A 15,457-nucleotide genomic window follows, 5' to 3' on the forward strand; every position below is an offset into this window, starting at 1 on the left:
CGAAAATCAATTTCGTCCCCCAAAGATACTACTTCCTATTCGAACCATAGTGCTTCCGCATTCAATTGCAAGTTGATAATCTCCGGACATTCCCATTGAGATAGTTTCCAGCTGGCAGTTTTCAGTTTTCAGTTCTTTTGTTTTGTCGAAAATTGTTTTCAAATGCAAAAATTCTTTTTTGATTTGATCTTTATTGTCTGTGAAAGTAGCCATTCCCATTAATCCAACGATTCTAATGTTTTTCATTTTATGAAATTCACTCGAGGATAGGAGTGAAGCAAGTTCTTCCTCATCTAATCCAAATTTAGTTTCCTCTTCCGCAATATGAATCTGTAGTAAGCAATCGATAATTCTACTGCTTTTTTGTGCTTGTTTATTGATTTCCTGTAGTAATTTCAAACTGTCTACACCGTGAATCAAGCTCACAAATGGCGCCATAAATTTGACTTTATTGGTCTGAACGTGACCTATCATGTGCCATTGAATGTCTTTGGGCATTTGTTCCCATTTCTCGGCCATTTCCTGGATTTTGTTTTCTCCAAAAATGCGTTGACCAGCTTCATAGGCTTCCATTAAATCCGAAACAGGTTTAGTTTTTGAAACCGCAACTAAGGTTACGTGTTCCGGTAAAGTGGATTTTATTTGGAGTAAATTATTCGCTATTCCCATTTTGATATTTTGATTTTAAGGTGTTAAAGCTCATAAACGACTAATCCGCTTCTAAACTTTGGTTCAATGTAAGTACTTTTCGGAGGCATTATCAAATTGGCATCAGCCAAGGCTTTTATTTCTCCAATGTTTGATGGAAATAATATAAAACCGATTTCAAATTCTCCTTGATCAATTTTATTTTTAATTTCTAATACAGATTGTTTTCCTGAAAGGTACTCTATTCGTTCATCATTACGTAAATCTTCAATGGCAAGAATAGGTAACAATACTTTTTTGTACAAAATTTGTGTATCTAAGCATTCCAAAACGGTATCGAAAACTTCACTTTCTTTGCTTAAAATTAAGCTATAAAAGGAATTGTCAAGATACATTCCGAATTCATGTTTTTTGGAAGGCTGAAAAGGTTGCTGATATTTATTTGTAACAATAAAATTCTTTTCTAATTCCTTTAAAAAATCTTCTTTGGTAAAACCGTTTAAATCTTTTACCAAGCGATTGAATTCGTATATTTTGACGTTATTTTCAGAAATTAAATAGCTCAAAATATGATTTTTTGCTGTGTTTTCTGGATTATCATTTTCTTCAGATAACAATTTTAATGCTTCGGTACGATGGTGACCATCCGCAATATAAAGACTATCCGTTTTTTCGAAAATGTTTTGAAGCCAATTTATTTCTAAAGGATCTTCAATTTTCCACAAATAATGAATCTCTTTTTTTGTGGTTGAAAATTCAAAATCGGCTAACTTTTGGGTACAGTTAAAGATCCAGTTTTCAATTGTTTTATTATCAGGATACGTTATCAGAACCGGTTCTGTATTGAACTCAGAATATTTCATGTAGTCTTTGAGTAATCGCACACGGAATGCGATAATATCTTCGTGTTTTTTGATGATATTATTGCAATAATCAGCTACACTTGTTCCCGCAATAATCCCTGTAAATGAATGCGTTTTGGTAACAATTTTATGAATATAAATGGCCGGTTTTTTATCTTTTACTAAAATAATTTCATTTTTGAAGTCCTCATATTTTTGATGTACCTGTCGGTATCTTTTTTCGAAAGAAACAGTTTCCTGATTGGTGTAAGCAGGTTTTAGAATATGTAAAAAAGACAACGGATTGAAATCCAACTGCGCAGCTAATTCTGCATTTACATATTCTTCATAAGAACGGCAAGTGACAAGGCAAACCTTATCACGAGTGGGACGAACTGCTTTGAAAGGAACTATTTTAGCCATAATTAAGTCAAAAATCAAAAGTCAAAAGCCGAGCATTTAAAGTAACTAACTTCAAACTCTCGACTTTTAAACATAGAGACTATATAAATTGTTTAGAAATTTTATCTGCTTTTTTGCTTTCAGAATAATCGTAGAAACCTTCACCGGATTTCACCCCCATTTTTCCTGCTCGAACCATATTTACAAGTAATGGACAAGGCGCATATTTTGGATTTTTGAAACCGTCATACATTACATTTAATATGGCTAAACATACATCTAGACCAATAAAATCAGCCAATTGCAAAGGTCCCATTGGGTGACCCATTCCAAGTTTCATAACCGTGTCAATTTCATAAACACCGGCTACTTTGTTGTATAAGGTTTCGATAGCTTCGTTGATCATAGGCATCAAAATTCTATTAGCAACAAAACCTGGATAATCGTTTACTTCAACGGGTGTTTTTCCTAATTTTTCCGAAAGATTCATGATGATTTTAGTCACTTCGTCGCTTGTGTTGTAGCCACGAATGATCTCCACTAGTTTCATAATTGGCACAGGATTCATAAAGTGCATACCGATAACACGTTCAGGATGCGCCACAACGGCTCCAATTTGAGTAATCGAAATCGAAGAAGTGTTGGTTGCTAAAATCGTATCGTGAGAACAAGCTTCATTCAATTGCTTGAAAATGTTTAGTTTTAATTCTACATTTTCTGTGGCAGCTTCTACTACTAAATCAACACCTACAACACCGTCTTTAATATCTGTATAGGTTATAATATTGGTGATTGTCTTCGCTTTATCTTCTTGGGTAATGCTTCCTTTTGCAATCATTCGGTCTAAATTTGCGGCGATTGTTGCCATTCCTTTATCCAAAGATTTCTCAGAAACATCTATTAATTTTACAGTGAAACCACTTTGTGCAAAAGTATGGGCGATTCCATTCCCCATTGTTCCTGCTCCGATTACGGCTATTGTCTTCATATTTTTAGTTTAAAGTTTAAAAGTTTAAAATCTAAAGTTCTCGAGAGCTACTTTAAACCTTAAACTTTATGCAAATTTTTATTTATTTTTTAAAACAATCGATAATTTGGTAAGCGACACGAAGTGCTTCAGTGGCTTGTTCCAATGTCACAATAGGTTCTGTATCATTGATTATGGCATCTGCAAAAGATTCTAATTCGTCAAGAATTGCATTGTTTTGTTCTACATCAGGATTAGAGAAATAGATTTGTTTTTTTACACCTTCTGCATTTTGTAAAATCATATCAAAATCTCCGGGAACTTCGGGAGCATCTTTCATTTTTACCACCTCGCATTTTTTTTCTAAGAAATCAACTGAGATATACGCGTCTTTCTGAAAAAAACGAGATTTACGCATATTTTTCATCGAGATTCGACTTGCAGTTAAATTGGCAACGCAGCCATTTTCGAATTCTATTCTTGCATTGGCAATATCTGGTGTATCGCTGATAACTGAAACACCACTTGCACTAATATTTTTTACTTTTGATTTTACCACGCTCAAAATAGCATCAATGTCATGAATCATCAAATCTAAAACTACGGGAACATCGGTTCCACGAGGATTAAATTCAGCGAGGCGATGTGCTTCAATAAACATAGGATTTTCAATCATGTTTTTGGTAGCGATGAATGCCGGATTGAAGCGTTCTACATGCCCAACTTGACCTTTTACCTTATATTCTTTTGCCAATGCGATAATTTCTTCGGCTTCTTCAACCGTATTTGAAATGGGTTTTTCGATAAAAACATGCTTACCAGATTTGATGGCTACTTTTGCACATTTGTAGTGAGAAAGAGTAGGCGTTACAATATCAATTACATCGACGGCATGAATAAGCGTTGCAATTGTACTAAAATGTTTGTAGCCAAATTCTTTAGAAACCTTTTCGGCATTCTCTTGATTTGGGTCGTAAAAACCAACTAATTCATATTTATCAGATTGTTGTAATAAACGCAAATGTATTTTTCCTAGATGACCAGCACCTAATACTCCAATTTTCAGCATAACGATGTAATTTTTACAAAAATAGCAATAAAATGATTAATCTATTATTGATGTGGGACAATTATTCAGTTAATTTAAAATTTAAAATCCAACATTTGAATTCAGAAATTCTTTGCTATTTTTACCAAAATAAAATAATAAATTTTGAAAGACACAGCCAAACATCAAGGACTTCGGAATCAATTAGTAAGCGTATTAGAGCAAAAAGGGATTACTGATAAAAATGTGTTGGAGGCGATAAAAAAGATTCCAAGGCACTTATTTTTGGATTCCAGTTTTGAAGATTATGCGTATCAGGACAAAGCATTTCCTATTGGTGCAGGCCAAACGATATCGCAACCGTATACTGTGGCATTTCAGTCTCAATTATTAGAAGTTAAAAAAGAACACAAAATTTTAGAAATAGGAACAGGTTCAGGATATCAAACAGCTGTTTTATGTACGATGGGTGCCAAAGTATTTAGTGTAGAAAGACAAAATGAATTGTTCAAAAAAACATCCGGTTTATTTCCAAAGTTGGGAATTCGTCCCAAACATCTTTCTTTTGGAGACGGATACAAAGGATTGCCAGGTTACGCTCCTTTTGATAGTATTATCGTAACAGCAGGCGCTCCATTTATTCCACAGCCTTTGATGGCACAACTTAAAATAGGAGGAAGGCTGGTTATTCCTTTAGGAGAAGAGGTACAGATAATGACTTTATTAATCAGAAAAAATGAAACACAATTTGAAAAACATGAGTTTGGAGAATTCCGATTCGTTCCTTTATTAGAAGATAAAAATTAAATTAAAAACCCCTCTCGCTTAAATAACGAGACGGGTTTTTTATTGACCAATAATATTCAAATACCGTTCTAAACTTTCTTTTTCTATTTGAGCAATGAATAATAAAAAATCTTCTTTATTATTTTTAGTTTGTGCAGTTTCCAGCGATTGATAATAGCGCATTCTATTTTCATAATCTCCTTTGATATTTGCAATAATGTAGCCATGTTGCAGCAAAACTAAGTTCATTACCAAACGTGAAGTTCTTCCGTTTCCATCAATAAATGGGTGAATTGTGACTAAACGTTCGTGCATTTCTGCAGCTAAAACTATTGGATGAAGACTTGATTTATTGGTTTCATACCAAATAAAAAAGTCTTCCATTTCCTTAGCGATTAAAAAAGGTTGCGGAGGCATGTGACTGCTCCCTTGAATCATTACTTGAACTTTTCTATAGCGGCCGGCATCTTCAGGTTGAATTCCTCTCAAAATAAGATTGTGTATAGACAGTACTTCGCTTTCATTTAGGGAACTATTTCTTTGCATTAAATCTTTGATATAAGCAATTGCCTCCTGATGATTAATCACTTCAAGATGTTCTCGCATGCTTTTTCCGGAAATCGTTAAACCTTCATTGATAACCAAATCAGTTTCACGTAAAGTCATTGTATTGCCTTCAATACGGTTACTTTCAAAAGTATATTCCAGCTCTAAAGCTTGCGCAACGCGATAGCTATCAAATTGACGAAATCCATCCAGTTTTGTCTTTAAAGCGTCTATTTCATCTAAAATTTTTTGAAGCGTAATAGATAATTTTTTCTTTGAAGGTTTACTTAGATATCGAATTTCTTGCTCCGCAACTAATAATGCCTTTAAAGCAAACTCATCCTGACCAATTTCATAAAGAATTTTTTCTTTAAGCCAGACGACCATGATTGTTTCTAAATCTATTTCTAGTAGAGATGCTAATTTTATAACTTGATCTCTTGTTGGTTTTCTGGTTCCACTTTCAAACTTACTAATTAGGGCTTGATCAATTCGTAAAAGTTGTGCCACTTCTCTAGTTTTGAGTCCCTTTTGTTCTCTTGCATTTTTGAGTAGTGTTTTCATTTTGAAAATGTTTTAAATTGTCTTGACAAATTTAGTCATTTTTTTTAACTAAAAATATTTTTCTCCAATTTTCATTTAATTTAAAATGATTTTTTGATTCGGTCTAAGTCACGTTTTGTGTCTTGTTCCTTAAGAGATTCGCGTTTGTCATAGGTTTTCTTTCCTTTACAAAGGCCTATTTGTAGTTTAGCCAATCCTTTTTCATTGGTAAAAAGCTTCAAAGGAACTATGGTAAGACCTTTGGCTTGAACACTTTTTAGTAAACCTTTTAATTCTTTTTTCTTCAAAAGTAATTTACGTTCGCTTCTTGCTTTGTGGTTGAATTGATTTCCAAAAGTGTATTCTTCAATATAAGTATTTATCGCAAAAAGTTCATTATTACTAAATTCACAAAAACTCTCCGTTATATTTGCTTTTCCTAATCGAATAGATTTGATTTCGGTACCAGCCAAAACAATTCCAGCATTGAATGTTTCGATTATTTCATAGTCGAATTTGGCTCTCTTATTGAATATGTTTATTGTTTTTAGCATAGATTGCAAATGTATAATAAAATTGAAAATTTATGTAATAATAAGCCCTAAAATAAGTGTTAATAATTTTCAAACTATGATTTATATCAGTTAATAATGAAAGCCTCAAGCTTAAATTTGTTTAACAATTTAAACCAAAGTTAAAATGAAAAAAATTATCTTAGCCTTTATGGCAGTGTCCTTTTTGACATTAAATGCGCAAACCAAAGAGCAAAGTAACACACAAGATTTCAAAAAATGGCAAGCCCGTGTTAGAGGTATTGCTGTTATTCCTTATGAAAGTGCCAAAATTGGAATTATTGGTGGTGATGTGTCTCTTTCTAATACATTTGTTCCAGAATTAGACTTTACATATTTTTTTACAAAGCATTTCGCAGCCGAATTAATTTTGGCTACTACCAAGCACGACGTTAACACTGTAGGCTCCGATATTTCTGCAATTGGAGGACCAACTAATGTCAATATAGATTTAGGAAATGTTTGGTTATTGCCTCCAACTTTGACTTTACAATATCATTTTACACCTTTCGAAGAAAAAGTGTTCAAACCTTATGTTGGTGCTGGTGTCAACTATACTATTTTTTACAATGTTGAGGATGGCAATACGGTTAAGAATGTTAGTTATAAAAACAATGTCGGTTATGCTTTCCAAGTAGGTTTTGATTTAATGTTAAACGACACGTTTTTTATCAATGTTGATGCTAAAAAACTATTTCTGAAAACCGATGTAACCGTAGATGCTTCAAACTTAGCAGTAGGACTGAGTATTCCTGCGGATGTTACTATAAACCCATTAATTTTGGGAATGGGATTTGGTATGAAATTTTAAAATAGCAGTCAAATCTGCATTAATACAAAAAGTCACTATCATTAGATAGTGACTTTTTTTATGATTTTTTTAGTATCGGAACATTTACTCTAATTTCAATGATTGGTAGGAAAAGGTATTATCAACTAAAGTAACTATGTAAAGATTTCCAAAAGTTGCATCTTCAATATCAGAAAATAAGTTCTGATTAATAATATCATTCACAAATTTTGGTGTGGTATTACTATGTCCCACAATCAAAACTTTTTTCCCTAATGTTTCTTTCTTGAAAGAACCAATATTTATTGTTTTGGGATTATACAATTTAATCTCAATTTTCTTTGTTGTCGCGGTTGGAGTTGCAGTTTGAATGGTTCTTTTGTAATCCGTTGAGTAAATTTCATTAAAACTAATCTCCGAAAATATTTTGTTCCAAAGTTCCGCTCTTTTCAAACCTTTTTCAGATAAATCTGGATTTTGAGAACTATCAACTTTCTCCGCATGGCGAATGAAGTAATAGGTTGTGGTTTTGCTTTGCCCTAAACTTATATTTAAAAATATAAGCGCAAGTAATAAGAGAATTTTTTTCATTTGAATGAATTTAAAAAATTAGTATTTACCGATTTTATATATTTGCAAAATGGAAAATTTAAAATCGAAAGATCCGCTTCACGGAATCACACTTCAAAAAATAGTAGAAAAATTAGTAGATCATTACGGATTTGATACTTTAAGTGAACTCATTAAAGTGAAATGTTTTACAGATAACCCAAGTATAAAATCCAGTTTGACTTTTTTACGAAAAACGGATTGGGCAAGAAAGGAAGTAGAAGATTTGTATATAAAATCATTACCTAAATTTCTAAAATAAACGTTAGTTTAATTTGTAAGAAACCATTACGCCTCCGCGATATGGAAACCATTCGCCGCTTTTATTGTAGTTTTTTGCTTTTTCGTAACGTTCTCCGGTCGTTAAATCATAACCTTTGTAAAATCCTTGATGCCAACCGCCACCTAAGAAACAGTCCAGCATGAATTTATCATTGAGTTTAACTTGGTAACCTATGGTTGAACCTATAAAATAACCCACTCCTTTTTCATACGAATTAGTATTTATATAATTCCATTTTTGGAAATTAAATATACTTGCACCAATATGTGCTCCAGCATAAAAACCATTGTATTTTTCTTTAAAATGATAGCGGTATTCTGGCGTAAAAGTGTAAAATTCTCTCGGTTTACCGTTTACTGATTTCCAAAAAGAAGCTAAAGCATCAAAATGTAAAGTTGATTTTTCTCCAATACTGGTTTCAATACCGACATTAGGAATGGTAAAAATTGTGGTCATCGCATTTACTTTTACATAAGTTTGACTTGGGGAATGAATGGAAAAGAAAAGGAAAGTAACAATAAATATTTTTTTCATAAAATAATAGTTGCGAACTGCTTTTTGCGCACAGAACGTAGTTTTCGGAGACAAATATAGATAGAATTGATTTGTAAAATTCTGGTTTTTATTTTTAATGTTTTAAAAAGAAACAGGAAAAAACGCATTTATAAAAGACACTATTTGTTCAAAATAGAATAAATCACTGTATCCAGAAATCGCCCTTCATAAAATTCATATTCTTTTAAATGTGCTTCTTTTACAAACCCATTTTTTTCTAAAACTTTCGCTGACGCATGGTTTTTCGGGTCAATTATTGCTTCTAATGAATTTAATTTCATTACCTGAAATCCATACTTTACAGCTTCTTTCACCGCTTCGGAAACAATTCCTTTTCCATGATATTCCGGAAGTAACATATAACCTAATTCGGCGCGATAATTTTCAGGTTTTATTCTGTAATGACCAATTACTCCAATAAGTTTTGGGTTATCTTTCAACGTAATTGCCCAATTGATACCTTCGTTGCTATCAATTTTACTATCAATCATTGCTATATGTTCCAAGGCGTCTTCATCTGTTTTTACTAAAGGTCTTGGGATATATTTCATCGTTTCCGGATTGGATCGCAACGCAAAAATCTCGTTTATATCGTTAGCATCTACTCTTCTTAAAAGCAAGCGTTCGGTTTCTAAATTGGGAAATGGACTGAAATTTATAGTTAACATGTTTACATTTTTTAATTAAAGGATTTCAATACTGAATTCTGAATGGAAAGTTTCATTGGATTCTAAAATTTGAATACCTTCTTTTTCAAATAGATATCCAGAATTTTCATTGGTATCCGAATAACCAAACCAAGGTTCAATACAAAGAAAAGGCGCATTCATTTTTGTCCAAATTCCTAAACTTGGAAAACCCTCAAAATGTACTGTCAAAATTGGATTTCCATTTTCTGAAATAGTCAATGATTTTGATTGTAATGTTTTGAATATCAAAGCGTCATTTTCGAACAATTCATAGGTCAACGGAATCTTTTTATTAGTAACGTCTAACTTCTTAGTTTTATGCGAAATTAAATCATTATCTAAAAGATAATAGTCCAAAGATTCTTCTTTTTCGAAAACAATAGCGTAATTTTCGAATTGATTTGGCAAAGCAAAAGCAGGATGTGCTCCAATAGAAAACGGCATGGTATCTTTCCCTTTGTTAGTTACTTTATAGGCAATGGATAAATGGTTTTCCTCTAATGTATAAATCAGATGCAATTCAAATATAAAAGGATACACTTTTAAAGTTTCTTCAGAAGATTGTATCGAGAAAGTAGCACTATTTTCTGTAGCATGAATCAATTCAAAGAGCATTTCTCTGGCAAATCCGTGTCGTGATAAATGATATTCTATTTCATTATGATAAAAGGAATTATCTTTTAAAGTTCCAACAATTGGGAACAAAATAGGAGAGTGCTTGCCCCAAAATTCCGGATTTCCTTCCCATATGTATTCTCTATTTTGATTTGTTTTTAAGGAAATTAATTCAGCGCCAAAATGTTTAATTTCTGCAGAAAGATTCCCGTGTTTTATCGTAGTTGTCAAAATTATCTTTCGGATTAATTTAATAATAGGTTTGTGGCGTAAATATATTTTATAATTTTTAAATCTAATTCAATTTAAGCTGCTTATTATTTATTTAAAGTGGAATCATTTTTATGTCAATACCTCAAAAATCTCTTTTTTTTTCATTAATTTGTGATATAAATCATAAGAAAATGAAAAACATTCGCTTCGGAGTCATCTTACATCTGACTTTATTATTGGGAGTTACGGCCGTTTCGGCGCAACAAACCCCAACAAATGCATCCGGTAATGCAATTTCAAAATACGATTATCATGATGCTTTTGCTCCACATTTTTACTCAAAAAACGGAACAAGTACGCGATCTGCAAGTGGTCAGCCAGGAGCTGAATATTGGCAAAACAGTGCTGATTATAAATTAACGGCAAAACTGGATGATAAAAACAACGAAATTTCAGGTACAGGAATCATTACATACACTAATAATAGCCCAGATAAATTGGCTTTTGTTTGGATGAACTTAGACCAGAATTTATTCAAAGCAGATTCTCGTGGAAATGCAGTTGTGCCTTTGACAGGAAGTAGAAATGGGGCTCAAGGCCAAATTTTTGATGGTGGTCATAAAATCAAATCGGTGAAAGTTATCACAACTGTAAAAGGAGTTGCTTCTGAAGCCACTGCAAAATATGTAATTACTGATACTAGAATGCAGGTCTTTCTTCCACAGGGATTAAATCCAAAAGGTGGTTCTGTTAAAATAAAAATCGACTTTTCTTTTATAGCACCATTTGAAGGATCAGACAGAATGGGAGTTTTAGAAACTAAAAATGGTAAGATTTTCACAATAGCGCAATGGTATCCGCGCATGTGTGTGTATGATGATGTACGTGGTTGGAATACGAACCCTTACCTAGGAGCATCGGAATTTTACTTAGAATATGGTGAATTTGATGTGAGTATTACAGCGCCAGCGAATCATATTGTAGTTGCATCAGGCGAATTACTAAATCCTACAGCGGTGTATTCAACTGTGGAGCAAAGTAGATTGGCACAAGCAAAACAAAGTGATAAAACGGTTTTTATCCGTACTGCTGCCGAAGTTGAAAATTCATCAAAAATTGTTTCAGCAACTACTAAAACATGGAATTATAAAATTAAAAATGCTCGTGATTTTTCTTGGTCATCATCAGCGGCTTTTATTTTAGACGCAGCAAAAATCAATTTGCCAAGCGGAAAGAAATCATTGGCAGTTTCCGTTTATCCAGTTGAAAGTGCAGGTGACGCAGCTTGGGGACGTTCAACAGAATATACTAAAGCTTCTATAGAAAATTATTCTAAAAGATGGTTAGAATATCCGTATCCAGCCGCTACAAATGTTGCCGGAAATGAAGGCGGAATGGAATATCCAGGAATTGTTTTTTGCAGTTGGGAATCTAAAGGCGAGGATTTATGGGGCGTTACAGATCATGAATTTGGACACATTTGGTTTCCTATGATTGTTGGTTCAAACGAGAGAATGTTTGCTTGGATGGATGAAGGTTTTAATACTTTTATTAATTCATTGAGTTCTGTAGATTTTAATAATGGCGAATACAAAGAAAAGCCGGTTGATATGCATCAAAGAGCTGAAGTGTATACAAGTCCGAATCTTGAAACCATAATGAGTTCTCCGGATAACATGAAAGAATCAAATATTGGTCTTTTAGCGTATTCAAAACCAAGTTCAGGATTAGTGATTTTGAGAGAACAAGTTCTAGGACCAGAGCGTTTTGATTTAGCTTTGAAAACTTATATAGAACGTTGGGCTTACAAACATCCGCAACCGGACGATTTTTTTAGAACAATTGAAAACGTTGCAGGAGAAGATTTGAGTTGGTTTTGGAGAGGTTGGTTCCAAAATAATTGGCGTTTAGACCAAGGAATTAATTCGATAAAATACGTTAAAAACGACCCTAAACAAGGTGTTGTAATCTCGATTGAAAACTTCGAAAAAATGGCAATGCCAGTTAGTTTAGATGTAAAAACTAAAAGCGGAAAACTAACGCGTGTGAAATTGCCGGTTGAAGTTTGGCAAAGAAACAAAGCGTGGTCTTTCAAACACAATTCTACAGAAGAAATTGAGAGCATTACACTAGATCCGGATCATGTTTTACCAGATACTAATACAGCAAACAATTCTTGGGCAGCAGACAAAGGTTTGATTGAAAAAGATGTAATTCTGGATGGTTATTTGGGAACTTTTTCAACAAAAATGGCACCCCTGAAAATTACTTTTTCAGAGAAAAATGGCGCGCTAAATGTTTTGATAACAAAATATCCAAGTTTCACGGTGGAACCAACTGGAAAAAATAGTTTTGAATCGAAACAAGCAGGACTTAAATTTGAATTTAATGACAATTTAAACGGATTTGATATGACAGTTCCTGAAGGACAAAAAATACCGTTTACAAGAGATAAGTAGTATTTAGACATTAAATAAAAAAGACTTGTAGCAATTAATGTTACAAGTCTTTTTTTATATAATCAATTTTTTCTAAAGTTACTCTGGAATTTGCTGGCTAAGGCAATGCAATGTTCCAAAACCCCAAATAAAATCAGTAGCGCTTATCCCAATGATTTCTCTATCTGGAAAACATTCTGCAAGTATATTCAATGCTTTTCGGTCATTACTGTCGTTAAAAGTAGGAACCAAAACGCAATTGTTCAAAATAAGGAAATTGGCATAACTCGCCGGAAGTCTCAAGCCATCAAATTCCAAACGTTTTGGCATTGGTAAAACCACAATTACAGGTGATTTTCCATTTTCCAGTTTGGCGTTTTGCAAGCGTTTCAAGTTGTCTTGTAACGGTTTATAGTTATTGTCCGTTGGATCTGTTTCTACAATGGTCACAATAGTATCTTCGTTTACAAATCGGCATAAATCATCAATATGACCGTGCGTATCGTCGCCTTCAATTCCGTCGCCTAGCCAAATCACATTTGTAATTCCTAGGTATTCCTTGAAAACGGCTTCATATTCTGCTTTAGTAAAATTTGGATTCCGAACCTGAATATCGGGATGCATCAAACATTCTTCTGAAGTCAATAAAGTTCCTCTTCCGTTAGTATCAATCGCACCGCCTTCTACAATTACCGGTTTTCCTTTATACATGACTTGAGTCACGGGAATATTCAGAAATTCGCCCACTTTCGCAGGAACAAATTTGTCTAATTGAATGTTTTTATATTTGGCCCAGCCATTAAAATTAAAGTTCAAAGCTTCTCTTTCGGTTCCGTTTTTAACGATAATTGGACCCGAATCACGCATCCAACTTCTATTGGTTTTATGAATGATATACGAAACGTTAGTCAGTTCAACATGAGCCGTTTCCAGTATCGTATTGACTTTTTCTTTTTGGTTTTCATCGGCAACCACTAAAAATACAGTTTCGAAAGTGGCTACTTTTTTAATGAATTCGACAAAAGCCCATTGAACGGCTTCGTATTTTCCTGGCCAATCCTTACCGTTGTGAGGAAAACACAGTAAAATCCCTTGTTGCTTTTCCCATTCGGCAGGGAATCTTCTATTATTTGCAGTCATACAGCGTTTCTAATTTTAAAGACTGCAAATATAAACATTCAGTAGGATTTTAAAATAGTTGGCAACCATTCATTTTGGACATTTCATAAATTTATAAGAATAGTTTTGGTAATGATTATATAATATTGAGTTAATTCTTGTCGGGCTTCAGCTAGTTATTTTTGAAAAAATTAAAAATACAGTTATGAAAAAATATGGTATTACACTATTAGCGGCAATTATGGTTTTGTCAAGTTGCGAAAATGACTCAAATAAAGAGGAATCTCCTGAGTTGGTTGTAAATGAAAATGCAGCAACTTTCAAAGAAATTGGTTCCATTACTATTGGTGGCTCCGGAGCTGCTGAAATAAGTGCGTATGATGAAGTTTCTAAAAAGTTATTTACGGTCAACAACAGTAATTCAAACAGAATTGATGTTATCGATTTGTCTAATCCATCCAGTCCGGTTTTTCTAACAAGTATCGATTTAACATCGTTTAATGGAGCTTCAAATAGTGTTGCTACCTATAATGGAAAGTTAGCAGTTGCATTAGAAGCAAAACCAAATAAACAAGATGCCGGAAAAGTGGTTGTTTTTGACACGGCTAATTACAGTGTCATCATAGAAATTACGGTTGGTGCTTTGCCGGATATGATTACATTTTCTCCTGACGGGAATTATATCATGACTGCAAATGAAGGAGAACCAAATGATACATATTCGATAGATCCGGACGGTTCTGTATCTATTATTGCCGTTAATGCTAATTATGCGGTGACGACTTTAAATTTCGGAAGTTTTAGCAATCAATTGAGTACATTGAAAACGAAAGGATTCAGAATTGCAAGTCCAACAAATAATTTCATCTCTGATATTGAACCGGAATACATCACGATTTCTGCTGATTCAAAAACGGCTTGGGTTACTTTACAAGAAAATAACGGAGTGGCTAAAATTGATTTGGCAACCAAAACGATCACGAATATTTTTCCTTTAGGCTACAAAGATTACAATCTTGCCGAAAATGCTATCGATATCAGCGATAAAGATGGAGGTATTTTGGCTAATACATGGAAACTAAAAGGAATGTTTCAACCGGATGCTATAACTAATTTTGAAATCAATAAAACCCCTTATTTTGTTACTGCAAATGAAGGAGATGCCAGAGAATATGCTGCTTTTGTAGATGTAAAAAGAATCAGTAGTTCGTCTGTTATTTTGGATCCAATAGCGTTTCCTAATGCTGCAGCTTTAAAAGCAGAAACAAGCATGGGAAGGTTGAATATCAATACTAAAATGGGTGATACGGACGGCGATGGTGATTTTGACGAATTAGTTTCTTTTGGAGCCCGTTCTTTCTCCATTTGGAATGGAAACACAGGCGAAATAGTATTCGACAGTAAAAATGAATTAGACAAGAAAGCACAAGAATTGGGTATATATGATGATGCCAGAAGTGATGATAAATCAGTAGAACCAGAATCAGTTGTGGTGACTAAAATGGGCGATAAAACGATTCTTTTTGTTGGATTGGAACGAGTAGATGCCGTTATGGTGTATGATGTTTCGAATCCTGCAGCTCCAAAATTTTTACAGACTTTTAAGACCGGTGATGCACCTGAAGGATTACTTTTTATTCCAGCTTCAAAAAGTCCAACTAAAAGAAGTTTAGTGGTGGTAAGTAGCGAAGGCGATGGTGTCGTTAAAATATTCCAACCGGATTTGAATTAGATTTAGAAGTTTACTTTAAATAAAAATCCCTGCTTAGAATTATTTCTCAGCAGGGATTTT

16 protein-coding genes are annotated in these 15,457 nt (G+C 33.5%); 5 read left to right on the forward strand and 11 right to left on the reverse strand.

Annotation, left to right across the window (positions count from 1 at the left end):
* Positions 1-6: 6 nt before the first annotated feature.
* The 4 genes from DR871_RS06885 to DR871_RS06900 all read right to left on the reverse strand — a co-directional run bounded on the left by DR871_RS06885 (position 7) and on the right by DR871_RS06900 (position 3,928).
* A complete protein-coding gene (locus DR871_RS06885; protein ID WP_113665958.1) occupies positions 7-669 on the reverse strand; it encodes a YggS family pyridoxal phosphate-dependent enzyme in 663 nt (220 codons plus the stop codon).
* Between the two features lie 23 nt (positions 670-692).
* The gene (locus DR871_RS06890; protein WP_113665957.1) at positions 693-1,913 is read right to left on the reverse strand and encodes a DUF1015 domain-containing protein; all 1,221 of its coding nucleotides are present in this window, start codon (positions 1,911-1,913) and stop codon (positions 693-695) included.
* A gap of 79 nt (positions 1,914-1,992) precedes the next feature.
* Positions 1,993-2,880: a 3-hydroxyacyl-CoA dehydrogenase family protein gene (locus DR871_RS06895; protein WP_113665956.1), complete on the reverse strand. Its 888-nt coding sequence runs from the start codon at positions 2,878-2,880 to the stop codon at positions 1,993-1,995.
* An 82-nt stretch (positions 2,881-2,962) separates the two neighbouring features.
* A complete protein-coding gene (locus DR871_RS06900; RefSeq protein ID WP_113665955.1) occupies positions 2,963-3,928 on the reverse strand; it encodes a Gfo/Idh/MocA family protein in 966 nt (321 codons plus the stop codon).
* 144 nt (positions 3,929-4,072) lie between these two features.
* Between DR871_RS06900 and DR871_RS06905 the strand changes: the two genes are divergently transcribed.
* Positions 4,073-4,714 carry a protein-L-isoaspartate(D-aspartate) O-methyltransferase gene (locus tag DR871_RS06905; protein WP_113665954.1) on the forward strand — a complete coding sequence of 214 codons (642 nt, stop codon included), beginning with the start codon at positions 4,073-4,075 and terminating at the stop codon, positions 4,712-4,714.
* A 39-nt stretch (positions 4,715-4,753) separates the two neighbouring features.
* Here DR871_RS06905 and DR871_RS06910 read toward each other — a convergent pair whose 3' ends face one another.
* Positions 4,754-5,803, reverse strand: coding sequence for a Fic family protein (locus DR871_RS06910; protein ID WP_113665953.1), 1,050 nt, complete (start codon positions 5,801-5,803; stop codon positions 4,754-4,756).
* Positions 5,804-5,883: 80 nt separating this feature from the next.
* Positions 5,884-6,336 (reverse strand): SsrA-binding protein SmpB, encoded by a 453-nt coding sequence (gene smpB, locus DR871_RS06915; protein ID WP_113634511.1) that lies wholly within the window; start codon positions 6,334-6,336, stop codon positions 5,884-5,886.
* A 145-nt stretch (positions 6,337-6,481) separates the two neighbouring features.
* Between smpB and DR871_RS06920 the strand changes: the two genes are divergently transcribed.
* Entirely contained in the window at positions 6,482-7,165 is a 684-nt protein-coding gene (locus DR871_RS06920; RefSeq protein WP_113665952.1) for an OmpW/AlkL family protein, read from the forward strand.
* 84 nt (positions 7,166-7,249) lie between these two features.
* On the opposite strand, the gene DR871_RS06925 is transcribed toward DR871_RS06920, so the two are convergent.
* Positions 7,250-7,735, reverse strand: a complete 486-nt coding sequence (locus tag DR871_RS06925) for a histidine phosphatase family protein (protein WP_113665951.1) — start codon at positions 7,733-7,735, stop codon at positions 7,250-7,252.
* A 49-nt stretch (positions 7,736-7,784) separates the two neighbouring features.
* Between DR871_RS06925 and DR871_RS06930 the strand changes: the two genes are divergently transcribed.
* Positions 7,785-8,015, forward strand: a complete 231-nt coding sequence (locus tag DR871_RS06930; protein WP_113665950.1) for a VF530 family protein — start codon at positions 7,785-7,787, stop codon at positions 8,013-8,015.
* Positions 8,016-8,018: 3 nt separating this feature from the next.
* On the opposite strand, the gene DR871_RS06935 is transcribed toward DR871_RS06930, so the two are convergent.
* The 3 genes from DR871_RS06935 to DR871_RS06945 all read right to left on the reverse strand — a co-directional run bounded on the left by DR871_RS06935 (position 8,019) and on the right by DR871_RS06945 (position 10,126).
* Positions 8,019-8,570 carry a DUF3575 domain-containing protein gene (locus DR871_RS06935; protein WP_113666069.1) on the reverse strand — a complete coding sequence of 184 codons (552 nt, stop codon included), beginning with the start codon at positions 8,568-8,570 and terminating at the stop codon, positions 8,019-8,021.
* Positions 8,571-8,710: 140 nt separating this feature from the next.
* Positions 8,711-9,259: a GNAT family N-acetyltransferase gene (locus DR871_RS06940; protein WP_113665949.1), complete on the reverse strand. Its 549-nt coding sequence runs from the start codon at positions 9,257-9,259 to the stop codon at positions 8,711-8,713.
* Positions 9,260-9,274: 15 nt separating this feature from the next.
* The gene (locus DR871_RS06945) at positions 9,275-10,126 is read right to left on the reverse strand and encodes an aldose 1-epimerase family protein (RefSeq protein WP_113665948.1); all 852 of its coding nucleotides are present in this window, start codon (positions 10,124-10,126) and stop codon (positions 9,275-9,277) included.
* A gap of 173 nt (positions 10,127-10,299) precedes the next feature.
* On the opposite strand from DR871_RS06945, the gene DR871_RS06950 reads away from it, so the two are divergent.
* Complete coding sequence (locus tag DR871_RS06950; RefSeq protein WP_113665947.1) at positions 10,300-12,567, forward strand: M1 family metallopeptidase; 2,268 nt, start codon at positions 10,300-10,302, stop codon at positions 12,565-12,567.
* Between the two features lie 78 nt (positions 12,568-12,645).
* Here the strand turns inward: DR871_RS06950 and DR871_RS06955 are convergent, their stop codons facing one another.
* Positions 12,646-13,686 carry an agmatine deiminase family protein gene (locus DR871_RS06955; RefSeq protein WP_113665946.1) on the reverse strand — a complete coding sequence of 347 codons (1,041 nt, stop codon included), beginning with the start codon at positions 13,684-13,686 and terminating at the stop codon, positions 12,646-12,648.
* 184 nt (positions 13,687-13,870) lie between these two features.
* On the opposite strand from DR871_RS06955, the gene DR871_RS06960 reads away from it, so the two are divergent.
* Positions 13,871-15,397, forward strand: coding sequence for a choice-of-anchor I family protein (locus DR871_RS06960; RefSeq protein ID WP_113665945.1), 1,527 nt, complete (start codon positions 13,871-13,873; stop codon positions 15,395-15,397).
* Positions 15,398-15,457 lie beyond the last annotated feature (60 nt).

Source organism: Flavobacterium petrolei, from assembly GCF_003314435.2.
Taxonomy (GTDB): domain Bacteria; phylum Bacteroidota; class Bacteroidia; order Flavobacteriales; family Flavobacteriaceae; genus Flavobacterium; species Flavobacterium petrolei.

Bases quoted from the DNA above. Each gene is read 5' to 3' on its own strand.
- DR871_RS06920 (WP_113665952.1), top strand. From the start codon at position 6,482: ATGAAAAAAATTATCTTAGCCTTTATGGCAGTGTCCTTTTTGACATTA.
- DR871_RS06890 (WP_113665957.1), bottom strand. From the start codon at position 1,913: ATGGCTAAAATAGTTCCTTTCAAAGCAGTTCGTCCCACTCGTGATAAG.
- DR871_RS06955 (WP_113665946.1), bottom strand. From the start codon at position 13,686: ATGACTGCAAATAATAGAAGATTCCCTGCCGAATGGGAAAAGCAACAA.
- DR871_RS06885 (WP_113665958.1), bottom strand. From the start codon at position 669: ATGGGAATAGCGAATAATTTACTCCAAATAAAATCCACTTTACCGGAA.
- DR871_RS06960 (WP_113665945.1), top strand. From the start codon at position 13,871: ATGAAAAAATATGGTATTACACTATTAGCGGCAATTATGGTTTTGTCA.
- DR871_RS06930 (WP_113665950.1), top strand. From the start codon at position 7,785: ATGGAAAATTTAAAATCGAAAGATCCGCTTCACGGAATCACACTTCAA.
- DR871_RS06950 (WP_113665947.1), top strand. From the start codon at position 10,300: ATGAAAAACATTCGCTTCGGAGTCATCTTACATCTGACTTTATTATTG.
- smpB (WP_113634511.1), bottom strand. From the start codon at position 6,336: ATGCTAAAAACAATAAACATATTCAATAAGAGAGCCAAATTCGACTAT.
- DR871_RS06900 (WP_113665955.1), bottom strand. From the start codon at position 3,928: ATGCTGAAAATTGGAGTATTAGGTGCTGGTCATCTAGGAAAAATACAT.
- DR871_RS06940 (WP_113665949.1), bottom strand. From the start codon at position 9,259: ATGTTAACTATAAATTTCAGTCCATTTCCCAATTTAGAAACCGAACGC.
- DR871_RS06910 (WP_113665953.1), bottom strand. From the start codon at position 5,803: ATGAAAACACTACTCAAAAATGCAAGAGAACAAAAGGGACTCAAAACT.
- DR871_RS06895 (WP_113665956.1), bottom strand. From the start codon at position 2,880: ATGAAGACAATAGCCGTAATCGGAGCAGGAACAATGGGGAATGGAATC.
- DR871_RS06925 (WP_113665951.1), bottom strand. From the start codon at position 7,735: ATGAAAAAAATTCTCTTATTACTTGCGCTTATATTTTTAAATATAAGT.
- DR871_RS06935 (WP_113666069.1), bottom strand. From the start codon at position 8,570: ATGAAAAAAATATTTATTGTTACTTTCCTTTTCTTTTCCATTCATTCC.